General features: G+C 71.2%; 14 protein-coding genes. 4 read left to right on the forward strand and 10 right to left on the reverse strand.

The window, feature by feature from the left end:
• The 5 genes from B351_RS0107235 to efp all read right to left on the reverse strand — a co-directional run.
• On the reverse strand, nt 1-454 hold a 454-nt coding region (locus B351_RS0107235), incomplete at its 3' end, for a squalene/phytoene synthase family protein (RefSeq protein ID WP_019398381.1).
• A gap of 52 nt (nt 455-506) precedes the next feature.
• Nucleotides 507-1,196: a phosphoglycolate phosphatase gene (gene gph / locus B351_RS0107240; RefSeq protein ID WP_037034929.1), complete on the reverse strand. Its 690-nt coding sequence runs from the start codon at nt 1,194-1,196 to the stop codon at nt 507-509.
• Nucleotides 1,193-1,921 (reverse strand): bifunctional 2-polyprenyl-6-hydroxyphenol methylase/3-demethylubiquinol 3-O-methyltransferase UbiG, encoded by a 729-nt coding sequence (ubiG, locus tag B351_RS0107245; protein ID WP_407059581.1) that lies wholly within the window; start codon nt 1,919-1,921, stop codon nt 1,193-1,195. Before ubiG ends, gph begins: the two co-directional genes overlap by 4 nt.
• 73 nt (nt 1,922-1,994) lie before the next feature.
• On the reverse strand, nt 1,995-3,332 hold the full coding sequence (locus B351_RS0107250; RefSeq protein ID WP_019398384.1) for a TRZ/ATZ family hydrolase: 1,338 nt from the start codon (nt 3,330-3,332) through the stop codon (nt 1,995-1,997).
• A 456-nt stretch (nt 3,333-3,788) separates the two neighbouring features.
• Complete coding sequence (gene efp / locus B351_RS0107255) at nt 3,789-4,355, reverse strand: elongation factor P (protein WP_026010472.1); 567 nt, start codon at nt 4,353-4,355, stop codon at nt 3,789-3,791.
• A 108-nt stretch (nt 4,356-4,463) separates the two neighbouring features.
• Between efp and epmB the strand changes: the two genes are divergently transcribed.
• On the forward strand, nt 4,464-5,510 hold the full coding sequence (epmB, locus tag B351_RS0107260) for an EF-P beta-lysylation protein EpmB (RefSeq protein WP_026010473.1): 1,047 nt from the start codon (nt 4,464-4,466) through the stop codon (nt 5,508-5,510).
• 13 nt (nt 5,511-5,523) lie between these two features.
• Here epmB and queA read toward each other — a convergent pair whose 3' ends face one another.
• A complete protein-coding gene (queA, locus tag B351_RS0107265; protein WP_019398387.1) occupies nt 5,524-6,555 on the reverse strand; it encodes a tRNA preQ1(34) S-adenosylmethionine ribosyltransferase-isomerase QueA in 1,032 nt (343 codons plus the stop codon).
• A 59-nt stretch (nt 6,556-6,614) separates the two neighbouring features.
• Entirely contained in the window at nt 6,615-7,046 is a 432-nt protein-coding gene (locus B351_RS0107270) for an Lrp/AsnC family transcriptional regulator (RefSeq protein WP_019398388.1), read from the reverse strand.
• 197 nt (nt 7,047-7,243) lie between these two features.
• Between B351_RS0107270 and B351_RS0107275 the strand changes: the two genes are divergently transcribed.
• Complete coding sequence (locus tag B351_RS0107275; RefSeq protein WP_019398389.1) at nt 7,244-8,740, forward strand: aminotransferase class III-fold pyridoxal phosphate-dependent enzyme; 1,497 nt, start codon at nt 7,244-7,246, stop codon at nt 8,738-8,740.
• Between the two features lie 48 nt (nt 8,741-8,788).
• Here the strand turns inward: B351_RS0107275 and B351_RS0107280 are convergent, their stop codons facing one another.
• Complete coding sequence (locus B351_RS0107280) at nt 8,789-9,412, reverse strand: inorganic diphosphatase (RefSeq protein WP_019398390.1); 624 nt, start codon at nt 9,410-9,412, stop codon at nt 8,789-8,791.
• The gene (locus tag B351_RS0107285) at nt 9,409-10,542 is read right to left on the reverse strand and encodes a phytase (RefSeq protein ID WP_019398391.1); all 1,134 of its coding nucleotides are present in this window, start codon (nt 10,540-10,542) and stop codon (nt 9,409-9,411) included. The genes B351_RS0107280 and B351_RS0107285 overlap by 4 nt, the downstream gene beginning before the upstream one ends.
• Nucleotides 10,543-10,705: 163 nt before the next feature.
• Between B351_RS0107285 and B351_RS0107290 the strand changes: the two genes are divergently transcribed.
• Nucleotides 10,706-13,093, forward strand: coding sequence for a TonB-dependent siderophore receptor (locus tag B351_RS0107290; protein WP_019398392.1), 2,388 nt, complete (start codon nt 10,706-10,708; stop codon nt 13,091-13,093).
• Between the two features lie 98 nt (nt 13,094-13,191).
• Complete coding sequence (gene upp / locus B351_RS0107295; protein ID WP_019398393.1) at nt 13,192-13,824, forward strand: uracil phosphoribosyltransferase; 633 nt, start codon at nt 13,192-13,194, stop codon at nt 13,822-13,824.
• A gap of 105 nt (nt 13,825-13,929) precedes the next feature.
• Here the strand turns inward: upp and B351_RS0107300 are convergent.
• Nucleotides 13,930-14,187, reverse strand: a 258-nt coding sequence (locus B351_RS0107300; RefSeq protein ID WP_083852412.1) for a glycoside hydrolase family 9 protein, incomplete at its 5' end; no start/stop codon positions are given.

Consider the following 14,187-nt stretch of genomic DNA (forward strand, 5'->3'; position numbering starts at 1 on the left):
AGGCCAGCACCTGCGCCGCCAGCTGCTGCGGACGCGCGGCCGGCCCGCCCAGCACCACCGCCTCCACTTCCGCCACCGCCGCGGCATAGCCCTGCAGCGCGGCCAGCGCGGCCTGCGGATCGGCGGCGCGGGCACGGGCGGCGACCAGGTCCGGCAGCGCCGCGGCCAGCCGCTCCCAGGGTGCCGGCAGCGGCTCCAGCATCCGCCCGAGCGGATGCCGCGAGCGGTGCCCGGCCCAGTCGGCCAGCTCGGTGGCCCACCAGCCCAGCTTGGCGTCGGCCGGCAGCGGGTCGCCGGCGATGTTGAGGATGTCGTCGAATTCCTGCAGCAGGGCGAACCAGGCCAGCACGCGCCCGCGCTCGGCCTGCGGCACGAACACCTCGGCCACGGCCCACTCCGGCCAGCGCTGCCGCCATTTGTCCAGGAAACTGTCGAGGGCCGAGGGTGTGCTCATGGAAACTCCGGCGGGCATGCCCGCGGGCCGGCGCCGGGCGCCGGCGGTGGGGTCAGCGGCGCGGCCAGGCGGCCGGCGCGACCAGTTCGTGCGGCAGTTCCGCCACGCGGTCGGCCTGCCAGGTGAGCGGGTCCTCGCCGTCCAGGCGGTAGCCCCACAGCACCGCGATCGAGGGCATGCCGGCGCCCTTGGCCGCCAGCACGTCGCGTTCATCGTCGCCGACGTAGACGCAGTCGGCCGGGTCCGCACCCAGCGTGCGCGCGGCCTCCAGCAGCGGCAGCGGGTGCGGCTTGCGCTCGGCGTAGGTGTCGCCGCCGACCAGCACCGCGCAGCGCTCCTGCCAGCCCAGCCCGGCGACCACGTCGCGGGCCAGGTACTCGGCCTTGTTGGTGACGATGCCCCAGCGCGAACCGGCGGCTTCCAGCGCGGCCAGCATCTGCTCGATGCCGTCGAACAGGCGGCTGTGGCGGCCCAGCTCCTCGCGGTAGACCGCCAGGAACTCGGCCACCAGCGCATCGCGCGCCTCGCCCTCTGCATCCGGGAACAGCACCGAGACCATGGCCCGCGCCCCCTTGGACACGTGCTTGCGCAGCATCTCCGCATCCACCGGTCCCTGCCCGCGCGCTACCAGCATGCGGTTGGCGGTGGCGACCATGTCCGGGGCGCTGTCCAGCAGGGTGCCGTCCAGGTCGAACAGCGCCACCGGCGGGAACCCGCCGCCCTGCCCCACCGCAGCCGTCACGGCTTCACCGCGCAGGCCAGGTAGTTGACCGAGGTCTGCCGCGACAGCCGCGCGCGTTGGCGCAGCGGGTCGTAGAACAGGCCGCTGACGTCCTCCAGCTGCAGGCCGGCATCGCGCAGCCAGGCCGCCAGTTCGGAGGGCTTGATGAAGTCGGCATAGCGGTGGGTGCCCTTGGGCAGCAGCCGCGCCACGTACTCGGCGCCGACGATGGCCAGCGCGAACGCCGCCGGGGTGCGGTTGAGCGTGGACAGGAACAGGCGGCCACCGGGCCGCAGCAGCCTGGCGCAGGCGGCGATGATGGCACCCGGGTCCGGCACGTGCTCGAGCATCTCCATGCAGGTCACCGCGTCGAAGCTGCCCGGGCGTTCCCCGGCCAGCGCCTCCACCGACTGCACCAGGTATTCGACCTGCACGCCCGATTCCAGCGAGTGCAGGCGCGCGACCTTGACCAGCTCCGGGGCCAGGTCGGCGGCGGTCACGCGCGCGCCGGCACGGGCCAGGGCTTCGCTGAGGATGCCGCCGCCGCAGCCCACGTCCAGCACCGTGCTGCCGGCCAGCGGCACGCGGCTGGCGACGTAGTCCAGGCGCACCGGGTTGAGCACGTGCAGGGCCCGCTGCGGGCCGTCAGGGTCCCACCAGCGGTTGGCCAGCGCGGCGAACTTGTCCAGTTCGGCCTGGTGGTAGTTGGCGCTGGTGGCGGCTTCGGCGTGGGTCGTCATCGTCATTCCTCCGCAAGGCGGCCATTGTAGGCCAGCCGGCCGCGACGGCCGCGCGAGGCGCGGCCGCGGTTCGCAGGATTCAGCGGCCGAGCGCGGCGATGCGCTGGCGCCACTGGCGGGCGTTGGCGATCAGGGCCGCGGTGTCGATGTCCACCAGCTCGCGCGCGTCCAGCTTGCGGCGGCCGGCGATCCACACGTCGCTCACCTGCTGGCGGCCGACCGCGTAGACCAGCTGCGACAGCACGTGGTGCAGCGGCTGGGCCTCCAGCGCCGACAGGTCCACGCACACCAGGTCGGCCTCCTTGCCCGGTTCGATCGAGCCGATGCGCTCGCCGAAACCCAGCGCGCGGGCGCCGCCGAGGGTGGCGGCGCGCAGCGTGGTGGCTGCGTCCAGGGCGGTGGCGTCGTTGGCCACGGCCTTGGCCAGCAGGGCCGCGGTGCGCAGCTCGCCGAACATGTCCAGGTCGTTGTTGCTGGCGCAGCCGTCGGTGCCGATCGCCAGGTTCACGCCTGCGCGCTGCAGGGCGCAGGCCGGGCAGAAGCCGGAGGCCAGCTTGAGGTTGGACTCGGGGCAGTGGGCCACGTGCACGCCGCGCTCGGCGCACAGGTGGATCTCGGCCTCGGTCAGCTGGGTCATGTGCACCGCGATCAGGCGGTCGTTGACCAGGCCCAGGCGGTCCAGCCGCGCCAGCGGGCGCTGGCCGTATTCCTTCAGCGAGTCGGCGATTTCCTGCGCGGTCTCGTGGGTGTGCAGGTGGACCTGGGTGTCGAGCTGGTCGGACAGCATCCGCACCCGCTCGAAGTTGGCGTCGCTGACGGTGTACGGCGCGTGCGGGGCGAACGCGGTGGCGATCAGCGGATCGTCGCGCCACTGGTCGTGGACCTCGCCGGCCTTGTCGAAGTACTCGTCGTCGCTGCGCGCCCAGGCGGTGGGGAAATTGATCACCGGCAGGCCGACCAGGGCGCGGAAGCCGTGCTTCCTGTAGACCGCGGCCTGCACGTCCGGGAAGAAGTAGTTCTCGTTGGCGCAGGTGGTGCCGCCGCGCAGCATCTCGGCGATGGCCAGGGCCATGCCGTCGGCGACGAAGTCCGGCCCGATCACCGCGGCCTCCACCGGCCAGATGTGCTGCCGCAGCCAGGTCATCAGCGGCAGGTCGTCGGCGACGCCGCGCAGCAGGGTCATCGGGTTGTGGGTGTGGGCGTTGACCAGGCCCGGGATCAGCGCCGCGTCCGGGCGCTGCACCACCTCGGCCGCGGCGAAGCGCGCGCGCGCCTCGGCGGTCGGCAGCACGGCCACGATCCTGCCGCCGGATACGGCGACGGCGTGGTCTTCCAGGACCACGCCGTGCGGTTCGACCGGGACGACCCAGCCGGCTTCGATGAGAAGGTCGCAGGCCTGGGGGGAAATATCGGTCATGCGCTCCTGCTCACTCATTCCTGTTGCGGGTGGACATCATCCCAGCGCGGGCGGGATGCGTCACTACGTCGCTTCACGCTGGCGAAGGGCCCCACGGCAGCCGGACGGCTGTGAGACCCGGGCCCATTGGCTTTCAAAGGACTGGCGCCCGTCGGGCAGCTGCGCAGCCGATCCGCAAGCCACCGTCGGTGCCTGATTGCGCGCCTGGTGCCAGCCAGGACCACTGGCTCCGGCTTGCGCCGGGACGACGGGAACCTGGGGTTCCCGCGTCGCAGGGCCCCGGGAAGGCACGGGAATCCCGCTGCCTAAGCCATCCGCCTGCGGCGGCGCCGTTCGCGGGGAAGACGATCCGGGGCCCGCGTCGCGGGCGCCTGGCGAGAGGCGCCGGATGCGGCCTTCGCCGGGATGACAATCCGGCAAGCCCGCGGCCGCCGGCGGCGGCCACGGGCCGGATCGTCACTTCACGCGGGAGACGTACTCGCCAGAGCGGGTGTCAACCTTGATCACCTCGTCCTGGCCGACGAACAGCGGCACGCGGACCACGGCGCCGGTCTCCAGGGTGGCCGGCTTGCCGCCGCCGCCGGAGGTATCGCCGCGCACGCCCGGGTCGGTCTCGACGATCTTCAGTTCGACGAAGTTCGGCGGGGTCACCTGGATCGGGGTGCCGTTCCACAGGGTCACCACGCACTGCTCCTCGCCCTTGAGCCACTTGGCGGCATCGCCCACGCCGTTCTTGTCGGCCTGGACCTGCTCGAAGGTCTCCGGCTGCATGAAGTGCCAGTACTCGCCGTCGTTGTACAGGTACTGCATGTCGGTATCGACGACGTCCGCGGCCTCGACCGAATCGGTCGACTTCATGGTGATTTCCTGCACGCGGCCGGTGCGGATCTGGCGGTACTTCACGCGGGTGAAGGCCTGGCCCTTGCCCGGCTTGACGTACTCGGTGTCGGTGATGATCGCGGGTTCGTTGTTGACCAGGATCTTCATCCCGTTCTTGACGTCGTTCATGCCGTAAGAGGCCATGGGAACTCCTTGGGTATGGCGAGGCCGCCACCTGGCGGCCGGCAGTTGGAAGCGGCGGTTAGAATGTAGGCGCCCGCCGTCGCCGGCGGGCCGTCCTCCAGACCGCACATGATACCCGCAGCCCCCACGCCCATGCAGCCGGACCCCGCGCCGGCGCCTGCCCCCGCCGCCGTTCCCGCCACCCCACGCTGGCAGCGCCTGTGGCGCGAGGCGGTGCGCGACCCGCGCGAGCTGCTGGCGATGCTCGGACTGGACGCGGTCGCGGCCGGGATTTCCGACGCCGCCGCGGCGCAGTTCGCCATGCGCGTGCCGCGCGGGTTCGCTGCCCGCATGCGCCCCGGTGACCTGCACGACCCGCTGCTGCGCCAGGTCCTGCCGGTGGTGGACGAGGAGCGGATCGTGCCCGGCTTCGCCCTGGACGCGGTCGGCGACGGCGCGGCCAAGAAGGCCGACGGCGTGATCCAGAAATACCGCGGCCGCGCCCTGCTGGTGGCCACCGGCAGCTGCGCGGTCAACTGCCGCTACTGCTTCCGCCGCCATTTCCCCTACGCCGACGAGACCGCCGCGCGCGACGGCTGGGCCGGCGCGGTGGCGGCGATCGCGGCCGATCCGGGCATCGACGAGGTGATCCTGTCCGGCGGCGACCCGCTGTCGCTGGCCACGCCCAAGCTGGCCGAACTGAGCGCGCAGCTGGCGGCAATCCCGCACATCCGCCGCCTGCGCATCCACAGCCGCCTGCCGGTGGTGCTGCCGGAGCGCGTCGACGAGGCCTTCGTGGAGTGGATGTCGGCCCTGCCCTGGCCGGTGGCGTTCGTGGTCCACGCCAACCACGCCAACGAGTTCGACGCCTCGGTGGACCAGGCCCTGGCGCGCCTGCGCCGCGCCGGCGCCCAGCTGCTCAACCAGGCGGTGCTGCTGCGCGGGGTGAACGATTCGGTCGACGCCCTGGCCGAGCTGTGCGAGCGCGGCTACGCCGCCGGGGTGCTGCCGTACTACCTGCACCAGCTGGACCGGATCCAGGGCGCGGCCCACTTCGAGGTCGACGACGAGCGCGCCCGCGCGCTGCACCGGCAGCTGGCGGCGCGCCTGTCCGGCTACCTGGTGCCGAAACTGGTGCGCGAGGTCCAGGGCGACCCGGGCAAGCGCCCGCTGTGACCCCGGCGCCACCTCAGTCCTTCAGGCCCCACAGCAGCATCGCGTCGCCGTAGGAGAAGAAGCGGTAGCGCCGTTCCACCGCGTGGCGGTAGGCGGCGAAGATCCGCTCCTTGCCGGCGAAGGCCGAGACCAGCATCAGCAGGGTGCTCTCCGGCAGGTGGAAGTTGGTCACCAGCGCGTCCACGCTGCGCACCTTGTAGCCTGGGAAGATGAAGATCCGGGTCTCGCCCGCGAACGGCTGCAGCTGTCCATCGCGCATGGCACTTTCCAGCGCGCGCACCACGGTCGTGCCCACCGCGATCACCCGGCCGCCGGCGGCGCGGGTGCGGCGCACCTGGGCCACCAGCTCGGCGCCGACGTTCAGCCACTCGCTGTGCATGGTGTGCTCGCGCACGTCCTCCACCCGCACCGGCTGGAAGGTGCCGGCGCCCACGTGCAGGGTGACGTGGCCGAACTCCACCCCGCGCTCGCGCAGGCGCTGCAGCAGGGCGTGGTCGAAGTGCAGGCCGGCGGTGGGCGCGGCCACGGCGCCGACCTCGCGCGCGAACACGGTCTGGTAGCGCTCGGCGTCGGCCGCGTCCGGCTCGCGCTGGATGTACGGCGGCAGCGGCAGGCGCCCGACCCGGGCCAGCCACTGCTCCAGCGGCTCGCCGACCTCGAAGCGCACGACGAAGAACGCGTCCTCGCGCCCCAGCACCTCGGCCTGGCCGCCGCCGTCCAGCACGATCCGCGAACCCGGCTTGGGCGACTTGCTGGCGCGCATCTGCACCCGCGCCTGCGCGTCCGGCAGCAGGCGCTCGATCAGGATCTCGACCCGGCCGCCGCTTTCCTTCTGTCCGAACAGGCGCGCCGGGATCACCCGGGTGTCGTTGAACACCAGCAGGTCGCCGGGCTGTAGCAGGTCCGGCAGGTCGCGCACGTGCAGGTCGGCGAAGTCGCCCTCGCCGGGCGGCACCACCAGCATCCGGCTGGCCGAGCGCTCGGCCAGGGGCGCCTGCGCGATCAGTTCCTCGGGCAGGTCGTAGTGGAAATCGGACTTCTTCAAGGCAGTGCCGGCGCTTGGGGGGCCGGTATTGTACGGCCGCGCGCCCGCCCGGCCGGCCTTCAGCGCTCGAACTTGGTCGACAGGATGATCGAGGACGAGGTGCGCTCCACGCCTTCCAGCGCGCCTATGCGGTCGGTCAGCTCGTCCATCGCGCCCACGTCGGCGGCCACGCCCAGCGCCACCAGGTCGTGGGCGCCGCTGACCGAATGCAGCGCGCGCACCTCGGGCATGTCGGCCAGGGCCTTGACCACCGCCGGCATGCGCTTGGGCGAGACGGTGATGAGGATGTGGGCGCGGATGCGGTCGCGCTCGTAGCCGTCGTCCAGCCGCACCGAATAGCCGCGGATGACCCCCTGCTTCTCCAGCCGCTCGATCCGGCTCTGCACCGTGGTCCGCGACAGCCCCAGCCGGCGCGCCAGCTCGGCGGTGGACTGGCGTGCGTTCTCGCGCAGCAGGGACAGCAGGCGCTCGTCGGCGGCAGATAGTTTCATGTCGACAGCATTTTTCGTCGGATCGACGAAATCCTACCGCTTATTCGCCTGATCAGCGCTGCCAAGTGACGATACGGCCCCCTTAAGATGGGGGTGAACGCGCCCCGCGCATCCTGCCGGGCGACCACCGCCCCGCCGGGGCCGGCTCCAGCGACAGCCTGTCGCCCTGCCGTCCCGGCCCGAACCGGAGGCCTGCCATGTCCGTTCTCGCCCCCCTTGCCCCGCTGCGCGCCCATGCCGGCGCCCGCCTGACCGCCGGCCTGGATGACGCCACCCTGGAACGCCTGGCCGCCGGGCATCCGGACCTGGTCGCGGCGATCGAGGCCGCCGGCGCCGCCTACGCCCGCCAGCGCCAGGACCTGGCCGACCTGCTGGACCTGGACGAGGAAGCGCAGATCGCCGCCCTGCAGGAAGGCTTCGTCAACTTCTACGCCGATGACTGCGTGACTCCGTACATCGCCCTGGCCGCGCGCGGCCCGTGGGTGGTGACCCTCAAGGGCGCGGTGCTGTACGACGCCGGTGGCTACGGCATGCTCGGCTTCGGCCACGCGCCGCCGGAGGTGCTGGAGGCGATGGGCCGGCCGCAGGTCATGGCCAACATCATGACCCCGAGCCCTTCGCAGCGCCGCTTCGTGCAGGCGCTGCACGCCGAGATCGGGCACAGCCGCGGCGGCTGCCCGTTCGAGCGCTTCATGTGCCTCAACTCCGGCTCCGAGGCCGTGGGCCTGGCCTGCCGCATCGTCGACATCAACGCCAAGCTGCAGACCGATCCGGGCGCGCGCCACGCCGGCGCCACCATCAAGCGCCTGGTGGTCAAGGGCAGCTTCCATGGCCGCACCGACCGCCCGGCGCTGTATTCGGATTCCACCCGCCGCACCTACCGCCATCACCTGGCCAGCTACCGCAACGAGGATTCGGTGCTGGTGGTGCCGCCGTACGACATCGCCGCCCTGCGCAAGGCCTTTGCCGACGCCCAGGCCAACGGCTGGTTCATCGAGGCGGTGTTCCTGGAGCCGGTGATGGGCGAAGGCGACCCGGGCCGCGCGGTGCCGGTGGAGTTCTACAACGCCGCGCGCGAACTGACCCGCGCCCACGGCAGCCTGCTGCTGGTGGACTCGATCCAGGCCGGCCTGCGCGTGCACGGCGTGCTGTCCATCGTCGACTACCCCGGCTTCGAGGGCATCGACCCGCCGGACATGGAGACCTACTCCAAGGCGCTCAACGCCGCCCAGTTCCCGCTGTCGGTACTGGCGGTGACCGCGCACGCGGCGTCGCTGTACCGCAAGGGCGTGTACGGCAACACCATGACCACCAACCCACGTGCGCTGGACGTGGCCTGCGCCACCCTGGGCCTGCTCACCCCGCAGGTGCGCCGGAACATCCGCGAGCGCGGCGCCCAGGCGGTGCAGAAGCTGGAGGCGCTGAAGGCCGAGCTGGGCGGGCTGATCACCAAGGTCCAGGGCACCGGCCTGCTGTTCTCCTGCGAGCTGTCGCCGGAGTTCAAGTGCTATGGCGCCGGTTCCACCGAGGAATGGCTGCGCATGCACGGGGTCAACGTGATCCACGGCGGCGAGAACTCGCTGCGCTTCACCCCGCACTTCGCCATGGACGAGGAAGAGCTGGACCTGCTGGTATCGATGGTCGGCCGGGCCCTGCGCGAAGGCCCGCGCCGCGAGCAGGCCTCGGCGGCCTGAGCCACGCTTCCCGGCCGGCGACGCCGGCCGGGTCGACGGGCTACCCGGCTACTTCGCCAGGTAGCGCGCCAGCGCTGCGGCGACGGTGGCACGGGCCTCGCCGGCATCGCCCCATCCGGCAAGCTCCACCGTGTCGGCGCCTGCGGGCAGCTGCTTGTAGACGCGGAAGAAGGCCTCGATCCGCTCTCGCTCCATCGGTGCGAGGTCGCCCAGGTCGCGGATCGGCGCGAAAGCGGGATCCACCGCGTCCACCGGCACGCCGACGATCTTGGCGTCCTCCTCGCCGCGATCACGCATGCGCAGCACCGCCACCGGGCGGAACCGCACCAGCGTGCCCGGATGCAACGGCTGGCGGGTCAGCACCAATGCGTCCAGCGGATCGCCGTCGCCGGCCAGGCTGCGCGGGATCGAGCCGTAGTTGGCCGGATAGGCCACCGGCATCGACAGGAAGCGGTCGACCTCGACCAGGCCCTCGTCGTTGATCTCGTACTTGGTCGCGCTGCCGGCGGGGATCTCCACCGCCAGCAGCACTTCCTCCGGCGCTTTTGCCGGCTGGTCCACGTGCAGCGGATGGCGGACCGCTGGCCCGCCTGCCACGGCCACCGGCGCCAGGCACGCGGCCAGAAGCAGCGCCAGCAGACCCGCCGATGCATGCCGGCCCGCCGGACTCATCGCGGGCACTCCGGCAGCGAGAGCGCCGCGGCGATATCGCGCCAGTCGAACGCGGCCACGGCCTGGTCCAGGTGCGAGGCGTACAGCACGCCCTGCGGGAAGCGCGCATCGCCGCGCTCGTCCAGCCAGATGCCATCGGTCAGGCCGGTGACCTCGCCCGCGAATGAGCCCGCGTGCGCCAGGCTGCGGCGGTCGAACAGGTGGAACACGGTGCGGTCGGCGAACTGGTCGCTGCCCACCCACCAGCCGCTGCCATCCGCACAGCGCAGCAGGGCGATACCCTCGGCCTGGGCCCGGTACTGGCTGGCGCCTACGTCGCGGCCGCGATAGCGACCCTGCAGGTCGTACTCGCGCAGGCGGGTTCCGGTTGGCACGTCCTCTTCGGCCACCAGCAGGCGGTCGTTGTCCGGGTCGCCGAACAGCGATTCCGGCACGCGGATGGCGCCAGCGGCGGACGTATCGCCGAACGCGCCCGTGGCGCGCGCGCGCCAGCCGTCCCCGGCGGGCACGACGATGAAGCGACGGAAGCGGCGGTCCAGCTGCTCCAGCGGTGGCACGATGTCCTCGCCCGCCGCATCCTCGCCGGCCATGTAGGCGTCGCTGACCAGGACTTCGTAGCCCTCGCCAGCGCGTCGCACCCACAGGCCGTACGGCTGCACCAGTTCATCCGCGCCAAACCCGAGCAGCGGCTCGAAGCCCGGCAGGGCGAACATCTGCACGCGGCGGTTGTCGCGCTCCACCACGAAGGCGTAGCGGTCGTCGACGGTGGCCACGCCATTGGGCCTGCGCAGCTGGCCCGGGCCATCGCCGGGCCCGCCCACCTCGCGCAGGCGCTCCCCGGTGCGGCCGTCGTATACCACCAGGCGGTCGCTTTCCTTGGCCGTGGCCACCAGCATCAGCCGCCCGTCCTGCAGCCAGCTTGCGGGGGAATCGATGTTGTCTTCCGGCGTGGCCACGGTGACGAAGGCCTCGCCAACGACCACGTGCGGCACGTCGTGGTCGCGCAGCAGGATGTCGTCCCCGTCGTACTGGTCGGGCTCGCGGTCGGCCGCCCCGGACGAGGGCGCATCGGGTTGGCATGCCGCCAGCACAAGCAGCGCCAGCAGTGCGAAGAACGGATGCAGTTTCATGGGACTCCCCGGCAGGTTCGTGACGCGAGGCATCCTATGAAGCGATTGTGACAGCCACGCGTCGGCAATCGCCTGGTCATCGATCCATCACGTGTCACAACGCTGCCATCTGCCGCGGCGACAGTTCCGTCCGTTTTCCAGCCTCCCTTCCGGAACGGAACCGATGACGCGTACCCCGCTGGCCACCTGCATTTCCCGCGCCCTCGCCTGCAGCCTGCCGCTGCTCCCATGCATCGTGCTCGCCGCGCCCGGGCCGGCGCCCTCGGCGGCCGGCGAGCCGAAGCAGCTCGATGCAGTCGTCGTACAGGCCGATATCGCCTACCGCAACCGCTCCGGGGATATCGAACCGACCCTGGTGTACGACCTGGAGTATTTCCAGCGTTTCGAGCCCAACACCGTCGGCGACATGCTCAAGCGGGTGCCCGGCGTGGGCTTCGTCGGCAGCGACATCATGGAGTACGACGGCGCCCAGCTGCGCGGCCTGGGCGGCGGCTACACCCAGGTGCTGATCAACGGCAAGAAGGTGCCCGGCGCCGGCGACGACCGCTCGTTCTACGTCGACCGCATCCCGGCGGAGATGGTCGACCACATCGAGATCAAGCGCAGCGCCAGCGCCAACCGCAGCGGCGACGCGATGGCCGGCGCGATCAACATCGTCCTGCGCGACGCCTACGTGTTCGACGGCAGCTACGTGCGGATCGGCGCCAACCGCTGGGACGACGGCGAGGTGAACCCGACCTTCGGCGCGGTGACCTCGTTCGAGGCGCTCGGCGGGCGGCTGCTGGCCGGGGTCAACGTCCAGGACCGCTACCGCTCCAAGTTCAAGCGCTCCGACCGCTTCACCGACGACACGATGGAGGAGAAGGTCAGCTGGGAGGACCAGACCGAGGTCAAGGACGGCCGCGACTACTCGGCCAACCTGAGCTACACCGCCGAGGTCGGCGAGACCGGCCGCTTCGGCGTCGACGCCTTCTACGTCAAGACCGACCGCGACGTGACCGAGGTGTCGTTCGAGGAGGAAGTGGACGACGACGAGGTCGAGAACAAGCGGGTGCCGGGCCTGAATCCCTACGACCAGAAGAACTACGGCATCGGCCTGGACTACCGCTTCGACATGGCTGGCGGCACCACCCGGCTGAGCCTGGACCACGCCCGTTTCGAGGATTACGAAGGCACCACCGAGGGCGAGCACGTCTACGTCGGCGATGCGGCCGGCTGGGACGAGACCTGGAGCATCGACGGCGCCGAGTGGGACGAGACCGTCTACGAGGCCGAGGCCATCGACGCCAAGGACAGCGAGACCGGCTTCACCCTGGCGCATACCCGTCCGCTCGGCCGGGCCGAGCTGCAGTTCGGCATCGACGTGCGCAACAAGAAGCGCGAAAGCCTGGTCACCAGCTACGAATGGGAGGCCGACGAGGAAGGCCAGGCCGCGCCGGCCTTCCCGGCCGACTACGCCCTGGACGGCAGCGTGGCCTCGGTGATCGAGGAGAAGCGCGTGGACCCGTACGTCATGCTCAGCGGCCGCGGCGAGGTCTTCGCCTGGGAAGCCGGCCTGCGCTACGAGACCACCCGGGGCCAGGTCGAGTACATCGAGGACGAGGAAAGCGAGGGCCGCATCGACAAGGACTACGACCAGTTGCTGCCCTCGGTGAACCTGCGCTGGGACGTGACCGATGCCGACCGCATCAGCCTGTCGCTGGCCAAGACGGTCAAGCGCCCGAACTTCAACGAGCTGATCCCGGCCCTGCTGGACGGCGAGTTCGGCGACAACGACTACATCGGCAACCCGGAACTGGAGCCGGAGACCGCCAATGGCATCGACCTGGGCTTCGAGCACCGCCTGGGCCGGCGCGGCGTGGTGGGCCTGAACTTCTTCTACCGCGACGTCAAGGACCTGATCGAGCTGGTCAACACCGGCGCGCCCAGCGAGGCGGCGGTCGAGGACTACGAGGACGACATCGCCGACATGGTCGACGACGGCGACTACGCCAGCGAGGCCGAAGCCATCGCCGCCAACCCGTTCGAGGCCGAGAGCTGGTTGTTCACCTCGGCCAATGTCGGCGACGGCAAGGTCTACGGCTTCGAGTTCGACCTCTCCACCCCGCTGTCCGCGTTCGGCATGGACGACACCGGCGTGTTCCTGAACTACTCATGGGTCGACTCCCGGGTCGATGACTTCATGGGCCGGCGGCGCTTCAACGACCAGGCCAAGAGCACCTTCAACATCGGCTTCATCCAGGACCTGCCGGCCCTGGCCGCCAGCTTCGGCCTGACCTACCGCAAGCAGGGCGACGCCTACGCCCGGTTCCTCGGCGAGGAAGCCATCATCCGGTACGGCGGGGAACTGGACGCCTTCGTCGAGAAGCGCTTCGGCCGGAACTTCTCGGTGCGGCTGTCGGCCAACAACCTGCTCGACGCGAGCAAGGACGAGTTCTTCGACAAGTTCAACACCCTCGAGGACCAGCTCGACCGCGACTACGACGAGTACGAGCTCGAGACCGAGGAAGCCGGGCCCAGCTACCAGCTGGTGATGCGCATGGCGTTCTGAGCCGCGCACCGGGTGGAGCCGGCGCAGCGCCGGCTTCGCCTTTCCGCATCGACGCGTTTGCTGCAGACTTTCCAGGCCCCCATACCTGCAGGCCCGCCATGAAAGCCGTCGAAGTCCACCATCCGCTGGTCCAGCACAAGATCGGACTGCTGCGCTCGGCCGAACTGAGTACCAAGGGCTTCCGCGAACTGGTCACCGAGCTGGCAACCCTGCTGGCATACGAGGCCACGGCGGACCTGGCCACCGAGGAGGCGACGCTCCAGGGCTGGGCCGGCCCGGTGCAGGTTCGGCGCATCGCCGGCGCCAAGATCAGCCTGGTGCCGATCCTGCGGGCCGGGCTGGGCATGCTGCCTGGGGTTCTCGCCCTGATTCCTGCCGCGCGCGTGAGCGTGGTCGGGCTGCAGCGCGACGAGGAAACCCTGCAACCGGTCCCCTACTTCGAACGCCTGACCGGCCGGCTGGACGAGCGCGACGCCCTGATCCTGGACCCGATGCTGGCCACCGGCGGTTCGCTCATCGCCACCATCGACATGCTCAAGCGCGCCGGCGCGCGCCGGATCAAGGGCATCTTCCTGGTGGCCGCGCCCGAGGGCCTGGCGGCGGTGGAAGCCGCGCACCCGGACGTGCAGATCTACACCGCCGCCATCGACGAGCGGCTCAACGACAAGGGCTACATCCTGCCCGGCCTGGGCGACGCCGGCGACCGCATCTTCGGCACCCGGGTCGACTGATCCGGCGTCCGGATCCGGCGGCTTCGCGCGCCACTCCCCGGCCCGTCGCGGGCCATGCAGCAAACCCGGGACGGCGGCCACCAGGCCGCCGTCCGCGCATCCGCCCTACTCTTCCACCGGCGTCAGCGCCTGCACCGCCGCGGCCACGTAGACCAGCGGCGCGTTCCAGTTGATCGCCACCTCGTTGCTGGCATAGCTGCACGCGTGGTCGAGCCACGACAGCGCCGGCAGCTTCGACGGATACGACACCGGGCAGTCGCGGCGGTCCTGCTGCGCCGGGTTCGGGCCGCCGGACAGCCAGCCCGGCACCGGCTCGCGCACGCCGTCGGCCGCCGACAGGCGGTCATGCACGTGCATCGGCGT

Origin of the sequence: Pseudoxanthomonas sp. GW2 (assembly GCF_000283075.1) — a bacterium.
Classification (GTDB): domain Bacteria; phylum Pseudomonadota; class Gammaproteobacteria; order Xanthomonadales; family Xanthomonadaceae; genus Pseudoxanthomonas.